The sequence below is a fragment of the Aeromonas sp. SE22 genome (assembly GCF_038739755.1).
Lineage (GTDB): Bacteria > Pseudomonadota > Gammaproteobacteria > Enterobacterales > Aeromonadaceae > Aeromonas > Aeromonas jandaei.
Map to the genome: position 1 here is coordinate 543312 of NZ_JBCGFD010000001.1, position 20212 is coordinate 563523.

General features: G+C 58.7%; 17 protein-coding genes and 1 other RNA gene. 17 read left to right on the plus strand and 1 reads right to left on the minus strand.

What is annotated here, in order from left to right; genetic code table 11:
* Positions 1 to 49: 49 nt before the first annotated feature.
* From mmsB to ffs, 5 genes are all read left to right on the plus strand, one after another.
* The gene (gene mmsB, locus AAHA39_RS02355; protein ID WP_320656020.1) at positions 50 to 970 is read left to right on the plus strand and encodes a 3-hydroxyisobutyrate dehydrogenase; all 921 of its coding nucleotides are present in this window, start codon (positions 50 to 52) and stop codon (positions 968 to 970) included.
* Positions 971 to 1022: 52 nt separating this feature from the next.
* Positions 1023 to 1802 (plus strand): SDR family oxidoreductase, encoded by a 780-nt coding sequence (locus tag AAHA39_RS02360; protein WP_342689991.1) that lies wholly within the window; start codon positions 1023 to 1025, stop codon positions 1800 to 1802.
* 366 nt (positions 1803 to 2168) lie between these two features.
* Entirely contained in the window at positions 2169 to 3605 is a 1437-nt protein-coding gene (gene arcD, locus AAHA39_RS02365) for an arginine-ornithine antiporter (protein WP_033113099.1), read from the plus strand.
* 88 nt (positions 3606 to 3693) lie between these two features.
* On the plus strand, positions 3694 to 4482 hold the full coding sequence (locus AAHA39_RS02370; RefSeq protein WP_320656856.1) for a sulfite exporter TauE/SafE family protein: 789 nt from the start codon (positions 3694 to 3696) through the stop codon (positions 4480 to 4482).
* 102 nt (positions 4483 to 4584) lie between these two features.
* Positions 4585 to 4681: signal recognition particle sRNA small type (ffs, locus tag AAHA39_RS02375), an RNA gene on the plus strand.
* 280 nt (positions 4682 to 4961) lie between these two features.
* On the opposite strand, the gene AAHA39_RS02380 is transcribed toward ffs, so the two are convergent.
* A complete protein-coding gene (locus AAHA39_RS02380; protein ID WP_320656855.1) occupies positions 4962 to 7343 on the minus strand; it encodes a PilZ domain-containing protein in 2382 nt (793 codons plus the stop codon).
* Positions 7344 to 7619: 276 nt separating this feature from the next.
* On the opposite strand from AAHA39_RS02380, the gene AAHA39_RS02385 reads away from it, so the two are divergent.
* The 12 genes from AAHA39_RS02385 to AAHA39_RS02440 all read left to right on the plus strand — a co-directional run bounded on the left by AAHA39_RS02385 (position 7620) and on the right by AAHA39_RS02440 (position 20077).
* The gene (locus AAHA39_RS02385; RefSeq protein ID WP_033113872.1) at positions 7620 to 7808 is read left to right on the plus strand and encodes a hypothetical protein; all 189 of its coding nucleotides are present in this window, start codon (positions 7620 to 7622) and stop codon (positions 7806 to 7808) included.
* A gap of 1220 nt (positions 7809 to 9028) precedes the next feature.
* Positions 9029 to 10162 carry a hydrogenase 2 small subunit gene (gene hybO, locus AAHA39_RS02390; RefSeq protein WP_041207557.1) on the plus strand — a complete coding sequence of 378 codons (1134 nt, stop codon included), beginning with the start codon at positions 9029 to 9031 and terminating at the stop codon, positions 10160 to 10162.
* 2 nt (positions 10163 to 10164) lie between these two features.
* Positions 10165 to 11205 carry a hydrogenase 2 operon protein HybA gene (gene hybA, locus AAHA39_RS02395; RefSeq protein WP_042053843.1) on the plus strand — a complete coding sequence of 347 codons (1041 nt, stop codon included), beginning with the start codon at positions 10165 to 10167 and terminating at the stop codon, positions 11203 to 11205.
* Complete coding sequence (hybB, locus tag AAHA39_RS02400) at positions 11198 to 12385, plus strand: Ni/Fe-hydrogenase cytochrome b subunit (protein WP_033115848.1); 1188 nt, start codon at positions 11198 to 11200, stop codon at positions 12383 to 12385. Before hybA ends, hybB begins: the two co-directional genes overlap by 8 nt.
* Positions 12382 to 14085, plus strand: coding sequence for a hydrogenase 2 large subunit (gene hybC, locus AAHA39_RS02405; RefSeq protein WP_320656854.1), 1704 nt, complete (start codon positions 12382 to 12384; stop codon positions 14083 to 14085). Before hybB ends, hybC begins: the two co-directional genes overlap by 4 nt.
* Positions 14085 to 14615, plus strand: a complete 531-nt coding sequence (locus AAHA39_RS02410; RefSeq protein WP_041207560.1) for a HyaD/HybD family hydrogenase maturation endopeptidase — start codon at positions 14085 to 14087, stop codon at positions 14613 to 14615. The genes hybC and AAHA39_RS02410 overlap by 1 nt, the downstream gene beginning before the upstream one ends.
* Complete coding sequence (gene hybE, locus AAHA39_RS02415) at positions 14597 to 15112, plus strand: hydrogenase-2 assembly chaperone (protein WP_320656853.1); 516 nt, start codon at positions 14597 to 14599, stop codon at positions 15110 to 15112. Before AAHA39_RS02410 ends, hybE begins: the two co-directional genes overlap by 19 nt.
* A 131-nt stretch (positions 15113 to 15243) precedes the next feature.
* The gene (locus AAHA39_RS02420) at positions 15244 to 16854 is read left to right on the plus strand and encodes an ABC transporter substrate-binding protein (protein WP_320656852.1); all 1611 of its coding nucleotides are present in this window, start codon (positions 15244 to 15246) and stop codon (positions 16852 to 16854) included.
* Positions 16839 to 17849 carry an ABC transporter permease gene (locus AAHA39_RS02425; protein ID WP_215801363.1) on the plus strand — a complete coding sequence of 337 codons (1011 nt, stop codon included), beginning with the start codon at positions 16839 to 16841 and terminating at the stop codon, positions 17847 to 17849. The genes AAHA39_RS02420 and AAHA39_RS02425 overlap by 16 nt, the downstream gene beginning before the upstream one ends.
* A complete protein-coding gene (locus AAHA39_RS02430; RefSeq protein ID WP_247822877.1) occupies positions 17839 to 18654 on the plus strand; it encodes an ABC transporter permease in 816 nt (271 codons plus the stop codon). Before AAHA39_RS02425 ends, AAHA39_RS02430 begins: the two co-directional genes overlap by 11 nt.
* Complete coding sequence (locus AAHA39_RS02435) at positions 18648 to 19436, plus strand: ATP-binding cassette domain-containing protein (RefSeq protein ID WP_216950707.1); 789 nt, start codon at positions 18648 to 18650, stop codon at positions 19434 to 19436. The genes AAHA39_RS02430 and AAHA39_RS02435 overlap by 7 nt, the downstream gene beginning before the upstream one ends.
* Positions 19436 to 20077 (plus strand): ATP-binding cassette domain-containing protein, encoded by a 642-nt coding sequence (locus AAHA39_RS02440; protein ID WP_320656851.1) that lies wholly within the window; start codon positions 19436 to 19438, stop codon positions 20075 to 20077. Before AAHA39_RS02435 ends, AAHA39_RS02440 begins: the two co-directional genes overlap by 1 nt.
* Positions 20078 to 20212 lie beyond the last annotated feature (135 nt).

Sequence of the window (20212 nt, forward strand, 5' to 3'; positions counted from 1 at the left end):
CACTGGTCTGGCAGCCGCTGCGCTATCAAGAACGCAAGGAGCAAGCAGAATGACAAGGATCGGATTTATCGGGCTGGGCAACATGGGGGGCCCCATGGCAGCCAATCTGGCCAAGGCCGGGCATACGGTGCAGGTATTTGATCTGGTTGCCCACAGTGTCGAGCGAGCCATTGTAGCAGGCTGCATTGCGGCAGGAGATGCCCGCGAAGCGGTGACCGGCTGTGATGTCGTCATCAGCATGCTGCCTGCCGGCGAGCATGTGCGCAGCCTCTGGTTGGGCGAGAGTGATGGTGAACGGGACGGGCAGGATTTGCTGGCCGCTTTACCTGCCGGTGTGCTGGTGATCGACTGTTCCACCATTGATGTGGCCTCTGCCCGCCTGGTGGGGAGCGCGGCCCGTGCACGCGGCCTGCGCTTTATCGATGCCCCTGTCTCGGGCGGAGTTGCCGGCGCAGCGGCAGGCTCACTCACCTTTATTGTTGGTGGCGATGCTGCGGATTTTGATGCGGCCAAGCCCGTACTGGCCTGCATGGGGCTGAATCTGTTCCACGCCGGCCCCCTTGGCGCCGGGCAGATCGCCAAGATGTGCAACAACATGCTGCTTGCCATCCATATGGCGGGCACCGCCGAGGCGCTGGCGCTCGGAGTGAAGGAGGGGCTGGATCCGGCAGTGCTCTCCACCATCATGGGCAAGAGCTCGGGCAACAACTGGAGTCTGGAGCGCTACAACCCCTGGCCCGGGGTGATGGAGAACGTACCGGCTGCCCGTAACTATCAGGGGGGATTTATGACCCGGCTGATGGTGAAAGATTTGGGGCTGGCCATGGCGCTGGCCGAGCATGGCCACAGCGCTGTGCCCATGGGGGCGCTGGCCCGCAACCTGTTCAACCTGCATGCCGCTCAGGGGCAGGGGAGCCGCGATTTCTCCAGCATCGTCGAACTCTATCTGGATAAACAGGATCCCGCCTGACGGGCCACCTCTCTTCAAGGCATCTCTCTTCGACCAGCTACAAGGAGCATTGATGGATATCAAAGGTAAGGTCATCGTTATTACCGGCGCTGGACGTGGCTTGGGACGGGCCATTGCGCAGGCCCTGGGCGCACAGGGGGCGACGCTGGCGCTGCTCGACATCAATCGCGCCGATCTGGAGGCGACCGCAGCCCTGGTGCGCAGTCAGAATGATCAGTGCGATCAAGATAGCCAGTGCGAGCTATTTGTCTGCAATGTGGCGAGCGAAGCCGAGGTTGAGTCGGTTTTTGCTGGCATCAAGGAGCGTTTTGGCGTGCTGCACGGTCTTATCAACTGCGCCGGCATTCTGCGCGATGGCATGCTGATCAAGGTGAAAGAGGGGGAAGTTGTAGAGAAGATGTGCCTGGCCCAGTGGCAGAGCGTCATCGACGTCAACCTCACCGGCACCTTCCTGTGCGGACGCGAGGGGGCCGCATTGATGGCCACCGGCGGGGAGGGGGGGGTCATCATCAATATCTCCTCCATCGCCCGTGCCGGCAACATCGGCCAGAGCAACTATGCCGCCAGTAAGGCAGGGGTGGCTTCGCTGGTAGTGACCTGGGGGCGGGAGCTTGCCCGCCATGGTATCCGGGTGATGGGGATCGCCCCCGGGGTGTTCGCCACCGATATGACGGCCGCGATGAAGCCGGAGGCGATGACCCGGATGCAGCAGGCTATTCCGGTCGGCAAACTGGGTGAGGCGCAGCAGTTGGCCGAGACCGTTGCCTTCATCTTTGCCAACGATTACCTCAATGGCCGGATGATCGAGCTTGATGGCGGTCTGCGGCTGTAGACCTTTACCAAGATTTACATTGAGCCCTGACCTCGTGGTCAGGGCTTTTTTATGCACTCTTTTGAGTTCCAAAGGTACTGAATGGCGATGCATGGGCACCATCCGGGTCGCTCTATGGCGGCAGAAATATGAGAAATATCAATGGGTCTCAGTTAATTTGAACCAGCTCACAGGCCCTTGAGGTCAGTGCTGTAAAATTGCGCGCGGTCAAGGTGGTGCATGTTTGACGATGCGAGGGATTGCGGTCGGAATAGTCATGCAATATAGTTGCCGCCTTTTTCACGGGGTCCGGATTTTCAGCCCCTCCCATATCGCGCGCAGTATGAATACGGACGCTCTGCCGCCGCCTAATTAAACAGGATTGAGATGGACAAGAAACTAGGGCTTGGCGCCCTCATTTCGCTGGTGATCGGCTCCATGGTCGGCGCCGGGGTCTTCAGTCTCCCACAGAATATTGCTGCACATGCCAGCGCCGGGGCCGTCGCCCTGGGATGGGCCATCACCGGGGTCGGCATGATCTGCCTCGCGCTGGTCTATCAAAACCTCTCCATGCGTCGCCCGGATCTCGATGGCGGTATCTTCAGTTACGCCAAGGCCGGTTTTGGTGACTTCATCGGCTTCAACGCCGCCTGGGGTTACTGGCTCTGCCAACTGCTGGCCAACGTCTCTTACGCCATCGTGGTATTCAGCGCGCTCAGCTACTTCTTTGATACGCCGGATCACGTCATCTTCGGCGACGGCAATACGCCGGTGGCCATCACGCTGGCCTCCATCCTGATCTGGTCGGTACACTCGCTGGTACTGCGCGGGGTGCAGGTGGCAGCTTTGGTTAACATTGTGACCACCATCGCCAAGATGGTGCCGCTCATCGTTTTCAGCGTGGCCATCCTGCTTGCCTTCAATATGAAGACCTTCACCTTGGACTTCTGGGGTCATGGCAACAGCGATCTCGGTTCCGTGATGGATCAGGTCAAGTCCACCATGAAGGTCACCCTCTGGGTCTTCATCGGTATTGAAGGGGCCGTGGTGGTCTCTGCCCGTGCCCGCCATCGCAAGGATGTCGGTCGTGCGACCGTGCTCGCCCTGCTGGGTGCGCTGGCGCTCTACGTGATGGTGACCCTCTTCTCGCTGGGGGTAATGACCCAGCCTGAGCTGGCACAGCTCAAGAACCCCTCTACCGCCATGATCCTGGAAGCGGTAGTCGGCCCCTGGGGCGCCTGGCTCATCAACATCGGTCTGGTCATCTCCGTGATGGGAGCCCTGCTGAGCTGGACCGTGCTGGCGGCTGAAGTGCCCTACATTGCGGGCAAGACCGGGGTCTTCCCGGCCTGGTTTGCCAAGGAGAACAAGAACGGCTCACCGCAGGTGTCGCTCTGGTGCTCCACCTGTCTGGTGCAGACTTTCCTTATCATCATCTACTTCCAAAACAGTACCTATCTGGCGTTGGTCAACATCGCTACCTCAGCGGCGCTGGTGCCCTATGTCTTCTCCGGTGCGTATGGCCTCAAGCTGGCGCTGAAAGGGGAGACCTATCAGGGCCAACCGCATCAGCGCAAGCGTGATCTGTTGCTGGCCCTGATGGCGACCATCTATGGCTGCTGGCTGGTTTATGCGGCTGGCGTCGAGTATCTGCTGCTGGTGGCGCTGCTCTACAGCCCGGGTATCTTCATCTACTGGAAGGCGCGTCAGCACCACGGTCTGCGTGGCCTCAACCGGCTGGAGCAGGGGATGACGGCGGCCTTGCTCGGTTGTGCCGTGCTGGCCTTCTACAAGGTGATGGACGGCACTATCCCCCTGAACTGACAGAGACAAGAGATGGCCCAAGGGCCATCTCTTCTTTTACACGCCGTCCGCGTCACAGGTGGTCGGCGTCGCCTCGGAAGGAATTTTTATGCTGTTTATGGGTTATCTGGTGCTGGGGGCTTTCGCCGGCATCCTGGCCGGACTGTTCGGGATCGGCGGCGGCCTTATCATAGTGCCGGTACTGGTGGTGAGCTTTCACGCACAGGGGGTCGATCCCGATATCATCACCCATCTGGCACTTGGCACCTCGCTGCCGACCATGATCTTTACCGGTTTCAGTTCGCTGCGGGCCCATCAGGAGGCCGGAGCAGTCGACTGGGTGATGATCCGCAGGCTCGGTGCCGGCATGCTGCTTGGCGCCTGGCTCGGCGGCATGACCGCCAATCTGCTCAGTGCCAGCACCCTCAACATCATCATTGGCTGCTTTGCCTGGACCATGGCGCTGCAGATGGGGCTCAATCTCAAGCCCAAAGCGGAGCGCCATCTGCCGGGGGCGCTCGGTACCGGCATCGCAGGTACCGTTATCGGCTGGATGTCGGCACTGTTTGGTATCGGCGGCGGCTCGCTCACCGTGCCCTATCTGAGCTGGAACAGCGTACCGATGCGCAACGCGGTAGCGGCTTCAGCCGCCTGCAGCATGCCGATCGCGCTGGCGGGGAGCCTGAGCTATCTCTATGCCGGATGGGGGCACGCAGATCTGCCTGAGTGGAGCGTGGGCTACATCTATCTGCCAGCCCTGATTGGGATTGTACTGACCAGTACCCAGTTTGCCCGGGTGGGGGCCAAACTGGCACACAGACTATCCCCCCAGCGACTCAAGCAGGCATTTGCCCTGCTGATGCTGCTGGTGGGGGCGAAATTCATGCTGTTTAGCTGAACCCTTGGCCAGTTTGTTGAAAAATAAGGCAAACGATCTGTTGGAGGGCAGAAAGCCGTTGCATTGAACGCCCAGTTTGCCTATTCTCCTCGTCGGTGGTCCTATTGGTCCTCTCGCATTGATAACCCGTCGACCTGGTCAGGACCGGAAGGTAGCAGCCAAGGCGGGGGACTCGAGTGCCGGGATGTGGCTGGTAGGGCCACCACTTGTTTCTGCAATTCAATAAGTTACAGCTAATAGCCCCCTTCAGACCTCTTGGTAATCCACTTTGTGTGGACGACGAGGAGCTCATCAATGAATCTCGGGCTCAGTCCCCACGGCATCTGGTATTACCGGAAAGTCACCACGCTCCCCTGTGGTCGTCGTAAAGAGATCAAAAAATCCCTGCATACCCGAGACAAGCTGACGGCTTGCGCTGTTGTGGTGAAACCATGGCTTCTATTGGTTCGACAGCACCTTGGCCTCTTGGTCAGGGGGCGTTAGGTTAATTGCTGCGTGATACCAAGTCGGAATAGAGTTGCTTCTGTCGTATCAGTCAGCTCACTGACCCCGACTACGCTCCAAAGATCCTCCTCCAGCTTCTTCGCTTTGTGGATAGCAAATTTGGCTATGGTATCCAGCTCGTTGGCGACAAAGTTGATATCTGGTCGGCCGGTACGGGAGATGCCAACCAGCACTGAATAGAACTCTCCCTGCTGTAATGCCTGCTCGATAAATTGTCGCTTTTCTTGCACGTTACCGAACGAATTGGCGAGGCAGCTCTTGATTTGGGGCCAACCTGAGTTTGTTTGCACGTACGATACGTAGACCTCTTCCTGCTTTGGTTTGTCATCTCGTTCCTGATGACGAAGCGGGGTCATCAGCACTTCTTTCAGCAAGTCCCCCTGAAACAGGGGATAGAGGTTGCCATGCTCCGGATTCGCAGTACAAACAGTGAGCACTCTTTGCAATGAACGTGGTTTGAGAGATTTGCCAATAGATGCCGGCTTCGGACTCCCATTGAGCTTGTTGACATAGAGTGGGGTGTTGAAAAGATGGCTGGTGTAAATATTGCGTAGAGCTCTGGCAAGTCCGCGATAGCGGCGGTGTTCCGGGGCTGTTTTCAGCTTTTTCTGGTTACTTTCGATAAGCAGAGTGAAGAACTGTCGGCCAATGTGGCGGGCGGTATCCCCTTCAATGCAAAGGTGCAATACCGTGCGGGTCATGTTGAGGCTGACCAACCGGTAAGGCAGATGCTGCAAGTCCATGGTTTTGGCAAGCTCCTGTAGCCGGGGCAGGGCAATGGTCACAACATCGTTTTTCTCACCGATAAAGGCCTCTTCCAGCTCAATCTGCATACCATGGGCGGAGATATCGCGGGTTAAGCCCTGCCAGGATCTGCCATTGTGGCTGATGGTTATCTCTGTTTTGTGGATGTAGCGTTGTTCTTTGCGTAGCTGAACATATTGCAGCAGCTCGATCTCGAAAGGCATGGGCTCCTGTTCGTGGCCAAATCGTTGCAGCTCGTTGGGATTGTTGATTGTCCCCCCTTCCTGACGGAACTCTTCTCGTTGTGCATCGAGGCTGATCTCCTGCAATAAACCGCAATAACCTATCTGTTTGATGCGCTCCAGCAACTGGATGTCATGTAATTGGGACTCTTCGAGCCCGACAATCTGGCCCAGATCCGCTTCTGCCAACTCACACAGTTCCAGCGAAAATTTATAGACACGCCAGCTGGGGCGATGGGCACCCACCTGAAAGAACAGTTTGGTCAAACCACTTAGTCGTAACTCTTCTGATGTGGCCGAGAAGAAGTAGATTTTATTTTGCACGGTATGGGCAAAGCTGTAGATCAGCGTTTCTTTGGTGGCCCCCGGTGCCGGGCAGAGGCGTTTCATCCGGTCGGCTGAAAACAGTCCAGCCAGTGCGTCACGGTTTTTTTCGTCACGCCAGTACTCGAGAAGGTGCTGATTATTCTCGCTGCGCAGGGCTATCTCCAGCTTGGGGTTTGCACCCGAACTAAAAAAGAGTGGTATGCCTGTCATGCGCGGTAGATAGAACTGCTCGTGCCCCTTGATGATCGCTGCGGAAAGCAGGTGATCGACGCTTATCCGATGATGGCCTTTATTGGCTTTGATGAACTCTTTGATAAAGGTATCAAAGGCTGGGTTGTCACCAGTTCTGATCAGTATTAGCCAGAATCGCCCCTCTTTATTCTCCTCACCCAGAATCTGGTACTGCACTGGTTGTTGTAATAGTGGATTGGCGCTGTCGTGCTCCAACCCGGTAAAGATGACCTCTACCTGATCACCGGTTTGATAGGTCGGTAGATAGGGCACCGAGATACGAATGCCTTCAGGAGAAAGATCCGATGTTTTGGCCAGGAGTTTGGCTCCATCCTTGAGCCTGACTTCTACAGGGGAGCTGATATGCATACGCTCTTGGCGACGGCCGTAATAACTGGCGAATGGTATAGTCTTGACTTCATATTGCTGGAAAGGGTTGGCCTGCGCCGTGGCTTTGCCTTTTACCCGGGCTTGCTGCCGCTGTTTTTGCCACTGCTGCATCACCTCGTAGACACCCATCGTGTAGTCATCACGGTAAATGAAGCACTGGCTCTGGAACAGGCTGATAGCATCTGCCGGCATGAAGTGGATCATGCCTTTAAATTCATATACTTGACACTCATCTGCCAAGGCGTCCCGCATATCGATGACTCTGCGGCAGGAGGCGCATTTGCGCTGTAGCTCCATTTTGAGCAGAAAGCGCCCGTTATTGCTTTCAGACTCAGTGAGCTGTGCAAAAATGTCTGCGAAATTCTTTTTCCGCAGCTGGGGAATGAGTTGTTCAATCAACTTTTGTTGCTGTACTGGATCCATGTATTCCCACCGCAAAAGTCATTTTATGAGCACAAATACTGATTATCTTGCCGCAACAGTGAGGTGCAATCACGCTTGTTAGTATTGCATATTCTAACGACTCCTCATTATTCGCTAAAAGGCGTTAACAACACCACCGGCATCTCATAAAGCTGCACTATTCGACTTGTACATTTGGATACATATCGTCACCAACTACACACGGAAGTTCGTCGTGCCCAGTCGTAGGATGAAGTCATGGAGAACGGCTCCATTACCCTAATAAGGAAAGTGACCATGAAAAAGATCATCCCCCTGGCAGTCGCTGCAGTTTTCGCCCTGACCTCTGGTTTCACCATGGCAGCTACCCCGACCAAGGCTGCAGCACCGCAAGCGACTCAAACCAAAGTCGTGAAAAAACAGCATCATAAAACCAAGCATCATGCCAAAGCTCCGGCAGCCAAAGCAGCACCGGCAACCAAATAAGATTTTGGCTCCTGCAGAGTCACCAAGACCGCAAGCGCGAGTAAAGAGTTTGGTGGTAGTGAAGTAAGCGGAGAGTTGTAATAACAAGGGAGGCTGATGCCTCCCTTTCATATGTTTGTGAAACCGGCAGAAGATCATGCCAGGCCGCTTTTATGTATCTATCTCCACTCTGTAAAGCTCATGTATGTCCTCTGATGTTTCATCATCTGCAATCTGTTCCACCTTTTTACTGTTACTTTCACCAGCCCGCGCTTGCTGTCTCCTCCGGTCACGCTGCAGGATTTCCTCAGCGCATTCGGGAGCAAACTACCGTTGGAGCCGCCGCAAAATGGCTACATGGTCAACACTACGGCATAAATGAGCGGATTTTGATCAGCCAAGCCAGGGGCATCATTAACCTGGCTTTTCTTTTATCGACTTTTATCTTTCTTGATTCATCTCAAGTGAGACCATGCAAACAAGAATAAATATCATTTTACAGTGTTGGTGCTCATATTTACGTGCTGGTTAATTAACGTGGGTGACGTCAAGGTAAATATGGTGATGGATGTATTGTTAACAATTGCAACTGTTTTTTGGCTTGTTCTATAAAAAGGCATTGCCAAGCCGATGTCATTATCGAGACCAGTCGAATTGGTTTGGGTTTTTAAATGAATAGGAATGCATTATTGTGCGTAAAATGATCCGGTGAAGATATATTATCAAGTTGGGTCGGTGCAGTTTATAGAAATTGTCCTGCAGAAAAGGTATCACCCATGGTGCACTCGATTAACCTGTTGCTGTGCTACTTTGGAGAACCACTCAAAGCCACCTCCGTGTTGGGCTCATGGGGCCTATGACAACTGGCGATGGCAGAGATGTATGCAAAATCGTGAGTAAAGGTATATGGCATAAGGCATTTTTAACATCGACTTCCTGCTTGTTGCATCCTCTTGTTATCTCTTCAGCTATTCATCTGGCTGCGGGGATTACATTAATCGAAAAATTTGCCCTGGCTCGCTTCGCGATTAATTAAATTATATTCAATTAAAAACTTTAAATTCATGAAGGCATGATTATCCCTTTGGGGGTAAATGTTTTTGTTTGTGATATGACGCGCCCTGTAAATAGGTTCAATCCCTGTGGAATTGATAGAGATCAATACTGAGGGGTAGGTGAGTCCTTAGCATTTCCGCTGTTAAGCATTTATCAGACAAGTGCTCACTACGGGAATAAGAAGAATGGTCGAGGATAATTTTTTATCGGCTCATGGGATTAATCGCCGTGATTTTATGAAATTGTGTGCCGGGATGGCCGCAACCCTGGGATTAAGTCAGAATGCCGTCGCCAAGATGGCCACTGCGCTCACCAGCCCCGAGCGGCCGCCGGTGATCTGGATAGGGGCGCAGGAGTGCACCGGCTGTACCGAGTCGCTGCTGCGGGCCACGCACCCCACCATCGAGAACCTGATCCTCAATACTATCTCCCTCGAATACCATGAGGTGCTCTCGGCAGCATTTGGCCATCAGGCTGAAGAGAACAAGCACAACGCCATGACCCGCTACAAGGGCAAGTATGTGCTGGTAGTGGATGGCTCCATTCCGCTCAAAGATGGCGGCATCTACTGCATGGTGGCCGGTGAGCCCATCGTCGACCATATTCGCCGCGCGGCTGCCGATGCGGCTGCCGTCATTGCCATCGGCTCCTGTGCCGCCTGGGGCGGCGTCCCCGCCAGTGGCGGTAACCCGACCGGCGCAGTCAGTCTTGAAGAGGCACTCGGCAATATCGGCACCCCCATCATCAATATCCCGGGTTGCCCGCCCAATCCCCACAACTTCCTCACCACGGTTGCCTACTACATCACCTATGGCAAGCTGCCGGCGCTGGATGCCAAGAATCGGCCGCTGTTTGCCTATGAGCGGCTCATCCACGAAAACTGCGAGCGCCGTCCGCACTTCGACGCAGGGCGTTTTGCCAAGGAGTTCGGTGATGAGGGGCACCGGCAGGGCTGGTGTCTCTATCATCTAGGCTGCAAGGGGCCGGAGACCTACGGCAACTGCTCGACCCTGGAGTTCTGTGATATCGGTGGTGGCATTTGGCCCGTTGGTATCGGTCATCCCTGCTACGGCTGCAACGAACAGGGTGTCGGTTTCAGCAAGGGGATCTTCCAGCTCGCCAAGGTTGAGAATCCGACCCCGCGGGTCAACAAGCCCGATGTGGCCATTCAGGAGGGGGGTCATATCTCTCCCACTTCCACCGCGCTGATCGGCGGTGCCCTCGGGGTGCTGGTCGGGGTGAGTCTGATGACGGTGCGTGAACTCGGTCGCCAGCAGAAGCGCCATGAAGCCGGGCAGCATCCGTCACGGGAGGAGTAACCGTGAACAGACGCAACTTCCTCAAATTTGCCTCCGTCGGCGCGCTGGCAGCCGGGGCCACCGTGCCCGGTACCGCGCTGGCGGCTGCCAAAAACAAGCCACCCATTCCCGGTGCGCTTGGCATGCTCTACGACTCCACCCTTTGTGTCGGTTGTCAGGCCTGCGTGGCGGAGTGCCAGCGCCTTAACGGTAATCCGGCCAATCCGGCGGGCGAGCAGACCTGGTCCAACAACGACAAGCTGAGCCCCTACACCAACAACATCATTCAGGTGTGGAAGAGCGGCGCGGGCGAGCACAAAGATCAGCTGGTGGATGGCTACGCCTACATCAAGAAGCAGTGCATGCACTGCGTCGATCCCAACTGTGTTTCCGTCTGCCCGGTGCAGGCCCTTAAAAAAGATCCCAAGACCGGCATCGTTCACTACGACCCGAGCGTCTGTACCGGTTGCCGTTACTGCATGGTGGGCTGCCCGTTCGATGTGCCCAAATATGACTACGACAACCCGTTCGGTGCGATCCACAAATGCGAGCTCTGCAACCAGAAGGGGCTTGAGCGGATTGATCAGGGCAAATTGCCTGGCTGTGTCGAGGTGTGCCCGACCGGCGCCGTCATCTTCGGCACCCGCGAGGAGCTGATGGCAGAGGCCAGGCGTCGCCTGCTGGCGACCCCGGGCAGCGAATATGCCTACCCGCGCCAGACTCTCAAGGCCAACGACCCCTACCTGCACGAGGTGCCCAACTACCAGCCTTACGTCTATGGCGAGAAAGAGGGGGGCGGCACCCAGGTGCTGGTGCTGGCCGGGGTGCCCTACACCAAGCTCGACATGCCCGATCTGCCGGAGCTCTCCTCCGGGGCGCGCTCGGAGCATATCCAGCACACCCTCTACAAGGGGATGGTGCTGCCCATGGTGGTGCTGACCGGTCTCTCCGTGCTTATCCGTCGCAACACCAAGAATGGTCACGATCATCACGATGGTCACGATCAGGGCAAGGGGACGTCGGTCGATCAAGGGAAACAACAGGGGGGTAAGGATCATGAGTAACCACAAGGCACATCCCCTTGGCGGCAAGCTGGTCAGCTGGCCGGTGCTGGTGCTGGCACCCTTTGCGGTGCTGTGCGGCATGCTTATCCTCAAGCGCCTCATCTTCGGGTTGGGCTCGGTGACTGATCTGAACGGGGGTTATCCCTGGGGTCTCTGGATCTCCTTTGACCTCTTGATCGGTACCGGTTTCGCCTGCGGTGGTTGGGCGCTGGCCTGGGCGGTTTACGTCTTCAACCGGGGCGAGTATCACCCGCTGGTGCGACCGGCCCTGCTGGCGAGCCTGTTCGGTTATTCGCTGGGCGGCCTCTCCATCACCATCGACGTCGGCCGTTACTGGAACCTGCCGTACTTCTACCTGCCCGGTCACTTCAACACCTCCTCGGTGCTGTTCGAGACGGCGGTCTGCATGACGATCTACATCGGGGTGATGGCGCTGGAGTTTGCGCCCGTGCTCTTGGAGAAGTTCGGCTGGAAAACCTCCATGGCGCGGCTCAACAAGATCATGTTCTTCATTCTGGCGCTGGGGGCACTGTTGCCCACCATGCACCAATCCTCGATGGGCTCGTTGATGATAGTGGCGGGGGAGAAGATCCATCCGCTCTGGCAAAGCTATGAGCTGCTGCCGGTCTTTTCGCTTCTGACCGCCTTCATCATGGGCTTCTCCATCGTGGTGTTTGAAGGCTCCCTGGTGCAGGCGGGATTGGCGGGGCGTGGCCCCAACGAGAAGCCGCTCTTCTACAAACTGACCCAGGTGATCGACATCTTCCTGATCCTGTTTGTGGCGCTGCGCTTTGCCGAGATCGTCATCCACGACAAGTCGGAGTACCTCTCCGAGTTCAACCGCTACTCCATTCTGTTCTGGAGCGAGATCGCGCTGATGATCTTCCCGCTGCTGGTGTTCCATTGGGACAAGAGCCGCCGGGACTCGCGCATGCTCTTTCTGGGGGCCCTCAGCATGCTGCTGGGCGCAGCCCTCTGGCGACTGGATTACTCCCTGATCGCCTTCAACCCCGGCAATGGCTACCACTACTTCCCCTCCGCGACGGAGGTGCTGATCTCCCTTGGCTTTGTTGCCATCGAAGTGTGTGCCTATTTGCTGCTGATCCGGCTGTTGCCGGTACTGCCATCACTTGAACGTGTTCACCAAGATTATCAGGCCCGAGGGAAAGCCAACGTATGAGCCAGCGTATCACCATAGACCCCATCACCCGCATCGAGGGTCACCTGCGTATCGACTGTGAAATCGAAGGCGGCGTTGTCACCAAGGCCTGGTCGTCCGGCACCATGTGGCGCGGGATGGAGGAGATCGTCAAGGGCAACGACCCACGCGATGCCTGGATGATAGTGCAGCGCATTTGCGGGGTATGTACCTCCATTCATGCCATCGCCTCGGTGCGGGCGGTGGAGAATGCTATCGGCGCCAAGGTGCCGGTTAATGCCCAGTACATCCGCAACCTCATCATCGCGGCCCACAACATCCACGATCACATCGTCCACTTCTATCAACTCTCCGCGCTGGACTGGGTGGACATCACCGCGGCCCTTGAGGCCAATCCGCAAAAAGCGGCGGACATGCTCAAGGGGGTATCGACCTGGTCCCTCAACAGTGCCGACGAGTTGACCAGGGTGCAGGATAAAATCCGCGCGCTGGTAGCCAGCGGCCAGCTTGGCATCTTTGCCAACGGCTACTGGGGTCACAAGGCGATGAAGCTGAGCCCGGAGGTGAACCTCATCGCCGTGGCCCACTATCTGCAGGCACTGGAGTGCCAGCGCGATGCCAACCGCATTGTCGCCATTCTCGGCGGCAAGACCCCCCACATCCAGAACCTGGCGGTGGGCGGCGTGGCCAACCCCATCAACCTGGATGCACCAAGTGTGCTCAACCTGGAGCGGCTGCTCTACGTGAAGAGCTTTATCGACCGGCTCGGCGAGTTTATCGAGCAGGTCTACAAGGTGGATGCCGCCATCATAGCCGCGCACTACCCCGAGTGGCTGAACCTGGGGCAGGGGGCCAAGCACTACCTGAGCGTGCCGGAGCTTCCCACCGACGGTAACGGCGGTAGCTTCCTGATGCCCGGTGGCTACATCGAGAATGGCAATCTGGCGGGTTATCGCCCCATCGAGAGCCATCAGGATGGCTGGTTGATGGATGGCATCGCCGAGAGCAACAAGCACGCTTGGTACAAGGATGACGAGCCCCTCAAACCCTGGGAGGGCAAGACCGAGCCCGATTACACCGGCTGGCAGGATGACGGCAAATACTCCTGGGTCAAATCCCCCACCTTCTACGGCAAGGTGGTGGAGGTGGGGCCGCTCGCAGACCTCTTGGTGAAGCTGGCCGCCAAGCACCCGGAGACGGTGGCGCACTTCGATCAGCTGAACGGCATCTACAAGGCGCTCACCGGCTCGGCCATCAAGACCGAGCAGCTGCACTCCACCATGGGTCGCATCATCGGTCGCGCGGTGCGCTGCTGCGTGCTCAAAGATACCCTGTCACATCAGTGGAAGGCGCTGGTGGACAACATCGGCAAGGGGGACACCACCGCCTACATCAAGGCAGAGATCCCGGCGGATAAAGAGTTTCGCGGGGTGGGCTTCGAAGAGGCGCCGCGTGGCATGCTCTCCCACTGGATCGTCATCAAGGGCGGCAAGATCGAGAACTATCAGGCGGTGGTGCCATCGACCTGGAACTCGGGCCCGCGCAACTTCAACGATGAACCCGGCCCCTACGAGCAATCGCTGATGGGCACCCCGGTAGCCGATCCGGCCAAGCCGCTGGAAGTGGTGCGCACCGTCCACTCGTTCGACCCCTGCATGTCCTGCGCTGTGCATGTGGTCGATACCCAAAATGGTGAAACGACTCAGGTGAAGGTGCTGTGATGAACACCCTGATCCTGGGCGTGGGCAACCTGCTCTTGAGTGATGAGGCCGTCGGCGTGCGCATCGTTGAGGGGCTGGGGCGCGAATACCGTTTCGCCCCCGGCATCGAGCTGCTCGACGGTGGTACCGCCGGTATGGAGCTGCTCGAAGCGATGGCCAGTCGCGATCACATCATTCTGGTGGATGCGGTGCGCAGCGGTAATCCGCCGGGCACCGTCGTGACCCTGAAGGATGAGGAGATCCCGACCCTGTTTGGTCGCAAGATATCCCCCCATCAGCTGGGGCTGGCGGATGTGCTCTCGGCGCTGCACATGACGGGGGAGTCGCCCAAGCGGCTCACCCTGATCGGCGTCGAGCCCGAATCCCTTGAGCCCCGTATCGGCCTCACCCCCGTGGTGGCGGCTGCCATGGGGGAGGCGACGGATCGGATTTTGACCCTGCTGGCTGCCGTTGGCGCGCCCGCCATTGCGCTCTCTGAGCAGGAGAAAGCTGAACAAGCACGGGAGGGCCTATGGCGCAGTCCCATTTAAGTGAGGTTGATGCTGTGCAGGAGTTTGCCGGTTTTGCCACCAATCCAGCACCCTTGCTGGTAGCCCAGTACGAGCGGATCGCTCGCGAAGAGATGCAGGCGTTGCCCTTCTATCACGCCACCATGCCCATTGTGGCGGAGTGCACGTTGTTTGAAGGTCAGTGGCTCGGCTGCGTGCTCACCCCCTGGATGTTGAGCGTGGTGGTGTTGCCGGGGCCGGATCAGCTTTGGCCGGTGCGCAGCAGCAGCGATCGGCTCGCCCTGCAACTCCCCTGCGGCAACATGACCTTTATGGTGGGTGAATTGCCCGAGACGGGACAGCTGCTGGCTTGCTCCCTGATGTCGCCGCTCGATCCCCATCTCGGTGCCGGGGAGGGGCGAGCACTGGTGGGCAGCACCCTCAAGATGCTGCTCTCCTTGCCGGTGCAGCAAGGGGCTGGCGGCGTGGACCTGGGTCGCAGACGGCTATTCGGTGCCCGGCGTGCTCAACCAGCATAGTCGCTAGGTTTCACGCGAAATCAAGTTTAGAATAGGGGGCCATTTTGGCCCCTCACTCCCATGTTCAGACACGCATTCCGCCTCTTTTTTGAGTGATGATCCGTGAGTGGTACAAAACAAGAAGGATCCCCATGACTGTTCCACGCAATTCCCTTCGCCATTACTGTGGCACCAGTGCTGCCGCCCTGTTGACTCTGCTGCTGGGCACTGCCTCTCACGCGGCGCTGGCCGCTGCCCAACCTGTGCCTGCCGAGCTCAAGCTCGCCATCGGAGCCGAACCCACCGAAGGGTTTGACCCTCTGCTCGGCTGGAGCCACGGCAGCTACCTGCTGTTGCACAGTCCGCTGCTCAAACAGAATGCCGATCTCAGCTGGCAGAATGTGCTCACCCAATCGGTGACCCCGAGCAAGGATGGCAAGGGGTGGATCATTACCCTCAAGCCTGAACTGAAATTCTCCAACGGTGCACCGCTCACCGCCGAAGATGTGGCCTTTACCTACAACAGCGCAGCCAAGGGTGGCGGCAAGATCGACATGGGCAACTTTGTCTCGGCCAAGGTGCTCTCGCCCACCGAGGTTGCCATCACCCTGAGTGCTCCCCAGAGCACCTTCGTCAACGTGCTGGGATCTTTGGGGATAGTGTCGAAGCGGGATTACGACGCAAAAGCATATGCCCAAAAGCCGGTCGGTGCTGGCCCTTACCGGTTGGTGAGCTTCCTGCCCGGTCAGCAACTGGTAGTGGAGGCGAACCCCTATTACGCCGGCGGTAACAATGACTTCAAACGGCTGGTGTTTGTCTTTATCGATGAAGAGAGCGCCTATGCCGCGGCCCAGAGCAGCCAGCTCGATGTGGTGCGCATTGCCCCGTCGCTGGCGCCCACCGTGCCTGCCGCCCTCAAGCTCTGGGTGCGGCCGAGCGTGGAGAATCGCGGCATCGTCTTCCCCATTCCGCCTGCTGGCGGCAAGGATACCAAGGGCTATCCCATCGGCAACGACGTGACCTCGGATGTAGCGGTGCGCCGCGCCATCAACTACGCCATCGACCGCAAGCTGCTGGCCGACCAGCTGCTGGAAGGACATGCCATCCCCGCCTACAGCGCGGTAGAAGGCCTGCCCTGGCTGAACAAAGCCACCGCCTTCAAGGATGGGGATGCAGCTCACGCCAATGCCCTGCTAGACGAGGCGGGTTGGAAGATGGGCAGTGACGGCATTCGCCACAAGGGCTCCCAGCGCGCCGCCTTTACCCTCTGGTACACCAGTGGCGACAGCACCCGCCGGGATCTGGCGGAAGCGGTGCGGGCCATGCTCAAGCCCATCGGTTTTGAGGTGAGCCTCAAGTCCGGCAGCTGGGAGCAGGTGGAGCGGGAGATGCACGCCAATCCGGTGCTGATGGGGTGGGGGAGTCTGGATCCCATGGAGCTCTATCACCACTACCAGAGCGGCTCCGGTGGCGTGGAGTTCTACAATCCGGGCTACTACAGCAACCCTGTGGTGGATGGCCACCTCAAGCAGGCGCTGGATGCCCCGAACTGGCAGGCGGCCGTGCCGTTCTGGCAGCAGGTGGAGTGGGATGGCAAGACCGGTGCCGGAGTGCAGGGAGATGCCGCCTGGGCCTGGCTGCTCAATGTGCAGCACACTTATCTCGCCAACCGTTGCATCGATCTTGGCAAGGGGGCGCCGGAAATCCACGGTAGCTGGTCCCTGCTCAACAACCTGCAGGATTGGCGGTGGACGTGCCGTTAAGTTCGCCCTTGAGTCACTCCGGTTATCTGTTGCTAAAAGCCCTGCTGCGTCTGGCAGGGCTGTTATGTCTGGTCTCGGTCGCCACCTTTGTGCTGCTGAGTTACTCCCCCATCGACCCCATCAAGGCCTATATCGGCAACGATCTGCTCCATGTGCCGCCGGAGCAGTACGCCCGCATCGCCGCTCGCTGGGGGCTGGATCAGCCGCTCTGGCTGCGTTACTGGCACTGGTTTACCCAGGTGCTGCGGGGGGATCTCGGTTACTCCATGCTCTATAACGCACCGGTGGGTGAGGTCATAGGCCAGCGCTTTGCCGCCTCCTTCCTGCTGCTGGCGGGCGCCTGGCTGCTCTCCGGTTTTTTCGGGATTCTGCTGGGCCTCTGCGCTGGTCGCTATCTCAATCGCTGGCCCGATCGCCTGATTTGCCGTTTTGCCTACCTGCTCGCCTCCTTGCCCACCTTCTGGGTCGGCCTGTTGCTGCTCGCCCTGTTTGCGGTGCATTGGCCACTACTGCCAGTCTGCTGCGCCTGGACGCCGGGCCTCTCCGCCGATGAGGCAGATTGGGTTATGCGAGCACGCCATCTGTTGCTACCGGTCACCACCCTGGCGCTGCTCGGGGTGGGCAATATTGCCCTGCATACCCGGGGGCGGGTGGCCGAGGTGCTGGCGAGCGACTTTATCCGCTACGCCCGCGCTCAGGGGGATGGCGGCTGGCCCATGCTGCGTTTTCATGTGCTGCGCCATGCCCTGACCCCGGCGCTCTGCCTGCAGTTTGCCTCCCTTGGTGAACTGATTGGCGGATCGCTCTTGGCCGAGAAGGTCTTCTCTTACCCGGGGCTCGGCCAGGCCACCGTTGATGCGGGGCTCAGGGGGGATATTCCCCTGCTGATGGGAATCGTGCTCTTCTGCACCCTGCTGGTCTTTATTGGCAACACGGTGGCCAGTTTGCTGCTGGCCCGTATCAATCGGGGTTGGGAGGGCGAGCATGCTGTTTAACCCGTTTCCCTCCATTCTGCGGCTGGTTTTTGCCCTGCTCGGATTGGCGCTGCTGGCCACTTACGGCTGGAGCCTCTCTCATCAGGATGTGCCGATGGATCTGCTGGCGCGCCAGCAGCCTCCCTCGCTGACCCACTGGTTCGGCACCGATCAGATGGGGCGGGATCTCTGGTTGCGGGCTTTTCAGGGCACCCTCACCAGTCTGGAGCTTGGCATCAGCACGGCGCTCTGCAGTGGCCTGCTGGCCATGGTGGCGGCAAGCCTTTCGCTGGTTCATCCCAGATGTGATGCGGCGGTGCGAATGGTGATCGACGCCATGCTGGCGTTGCCCCATATGCTGCTCTTGATCCTTATCTGCTTTACCGTGGGGGGCGGTATGCGCGGGGTGATCCTGGCGGTGGCGCTCACCCACTGGCCCAAGCTGGCGCTCATTCTCTGCGCCGAGGCGCGGCGGATCGCCTGCAGCGACTATGTGGTGCTGGCCCGCTGTCAGGGGATGGGGGCGCTGCGTCGCTGGCGCACCCACCTGCTGCCGGGGCTGTTGCCCCAGTGGTTTATCGGCACCTTGCTGATGTTTCCCCATGCGGTGCTGCACAGCGCGGCCTTGAGCTTTCTCGGCTTTGGTCTGGCGGCCCACGAGGCCTCGCTGGGCCTACTGCTTGCCGATGCCCTGCGTTATCTGGCCGGTGGCGGTTGGTGGCTGGCGCTCTTCCCGGGGCTGATGTTGCTGCTGCTGGTACTGCTGTTTGATCAGGCAACCCGCGCTCTGCAACAGCTGCTGTGGCACAGGAGTGAACCATGCTGAGTTTTGATCAGGTGACCATAGAGGCGGCCCACTACTCCTGGCTAGGGCGGCGCAGCTGGCAGCCTTTGCTGACCGATATCAGCCTGCAACTGGCGCCGGGGGAGATAGTGGCGCTGGTGGGGGGGAGCGGCGAGGGCAAGAGCCTGCTGTTGCAAAGCGCCCTGACATTGCTGCCGGACAATCTGCGGATGCGCGGCAGCATCTCCCTCGATGGCACACCTCTGTGCGATGCCAGCCGCGCCCGTCTGCGCGGTCACACTCTCTGCTATGTGCCACAGGGAGTAAGCGCCCTCAATCCATTGCTGACGGTGGAGCGCCAGCTGGGGCGTGCGGCACGTCTCTGCGGCCAGAGCGGTTCTCGCGAGCGGCTCGGCGAGCAACTGCTGCGCTACCAGCTGCCCGCGACCACCCTGGACAGATTCCCGCGCCAGCTCTCCGGCGGCATGGCCAAGCGCATTCTGGCCTGCACCGCGGCGCTCGGCGGTGCCCGCTACATTCTGGCAGACGAGATCACCGCCTGGCTCGACGAAGGGCTGGCCTGCCAGCTGCTCGGCCAGTTGCGTGAATTGGCCAATCAGGGCAGCGGTATCCTCTGGGTGACCCACGATCTGGCGCTGGCGGCCCGCTTTGCCGATCGCATTGTGGCGCTGCATCAGGGGCAGGTGAGCGATACCTTGAGCTGCCACCATCTGCGACAGGGGCAGGGGAGCGAGATGCTCAGAGCCCACTGGCAGGCGCTGCCGGAGTTCAACGCGCTCTTCTCTGTGCCGGAGGTTTCCTGATGTTGGAAGTACGAAATCTCACTATCGCCCAGGGGGAACGTCCCCTTTGGCAGGGTTTATCGCTGACGGTGAAAGCGGGCGAACGGCTCGGCATCTCTGCGCCGAGTGGCCATGGCAAGACCACGCTGGGGCGGGTATTGGCGAGTTGGCAACCGGTTGGGACCGGCGGGCAGATCCTGCTGGATGGGCAGCCGGTGCCTGAACAGGTAAAAGGTTATAACCCCATCCAGCTGGTGCCCCAGCACCCGGAGCTCACCTTCAATCCCTATCGCACCACCAGGCAGGCGCTGTGGGATGTGTGGCGCCCCGATGACGCCATGCTGGCCCGCTTTATGGTCAAGCCTGAATGGCTCGGCCGTAAACCCGGCCAGCTCTCCGGTGGCGAGTTGGCCCGCATCGCGTTGCTGCGGGCCCTCGATCCCCGCACCCGGTTGCTGATTGCCGATGAGGTGACTGCCCAGCTGGATCCGCAAATTCAGCGTCATCTCTGGCGGGAGTTGATGGTTGAGTGTGAGCAGCGCGGGCTTGGTATGGTGATATTCAGTCACCAGCAGGCACTGCTGCGTCAGATCTGTCATCGGGTGCTGCGCTTTGGTGAGATGCAGCCCGTGACTGGTGTATTGGCTGAAAATGCGGCCTGAGGGTTAGTTCCCCCTCATCCCCAGCCCTTCTCCCGCAAGGGGAGAAGGGGGCAGACGGTGCCATCTCACCCGCCCGGAGTTAGGGTTTGGAAAAATTCGGGGTTTGAAAATATGGCTGGTTGTTATGCTCGAAGC

Excerpts from the sequence above, each read along its gene's own strand:
- hybE (WP_320656853.1), top strand. The coding sequence starts at position 14,597 with ATGGCGCAGTCCCATTTAAGTGAGGTTGATGCTGTGCAGGAGTTTGCC.
- AAHA39_RS02360 (WP_342689991.1), top strand. The coding sequence starts at position 1,023 with ATGGATATCAAAGGTAAGGTCATCGTTATTACCGGCGCTGGACGTGGC.
- hybO (WP_041207557.1), top strand. The coding sequence starts at position 9,029 with ATGGTCGAGGATAATTTTTTATCGGCTCATGGGATTAATCGCCGTGAT.
- AAHA39_RS02410 (WP_041207560.1), top strand. The coding sequence starts at position 14,085 with ATGAACACCCTGATCCTGGGCGTGGGCAACCTGCTCTTGAGTGATGAG.
- AAHA39_RS02370 (WP_320656856.1), top strand. The coding sequence starts at position 3,694 with ATGCTGTTTATGGGTTATCTGGTGCTGGGGGCTTTCGCCGGCATCCTG.
- AAHA39_RS02435 (WP_216950707.1), top strand. The coding sequence starts at position 18,648 with ATGCTGAGTTTTGATCAGGTGACCATAGAGGCGGCCCACTACTCCTGG.
- AAHA39_RS02385 (WP_033113872.1), top strand. The coding sequence starts at position 7,620 with ATGAAAAAGATCATCCCCCTGGCAGTCGCTGCAGTTTTCGCCCTGACC.
- AAHA39_RS02380 (WP_320656855.1), bottom strand. The coding sequence starts at position 7,343 with ATGGATCCAGTACAGCAACAAAAGTTGATTGAACAACTCATTCCCCAG.
- hybC (WP_320656854.1), top strand. The coding sequence starts at position 12,382 with ATGAGCCAGCGTATCACCATAGACCCCATCACCCGCATCGAGGGTCAC.
- hybB (WP_033115848.1), top strand. The coding sequence starts at position 11,198 with ATGAGTAACCACAAGGCACATCCCCTTGGCGGCAAGCTGGTCAGCTGG.
- AAHA39_RS02420 (WP_320656852.1), top strand. The coding sequence starts at position 15,244 with ATGACTGTTCCACGCAATTCCCTTCGCCATTACTGTGGCACCAGTGCT.
- AAHA39_RS02440 (WP_320656851.1), top strand. The coding sequence starts at position 19,436 with ATGTTGGAAGTACGAAATCTCACTATCGCCCAGGGGGAACGTCCCCTT.
- mmsB (WP_320656020.1), top strand. The coding sequence starts at position 50 with ATGACAAGGATCGGATTTATCGGGCTGGGCAACATGGGGGGCCCCATG.
- AAHA39_RS02430 (WP_247822877.1), top strand. The coding sequence starts at position 17,839 with ATGCTGTTTAACCCGTTTCCCTCCATTCTGCGGCTGGTTTTTGCCCTG.
- arcD (WP_033113099.1), top strand. The coding sequence starts at position 2,169 with ATGGACAAGAAACTAGGGCTTGGCGCCCTCATTTCGCTGGTGATCGGC.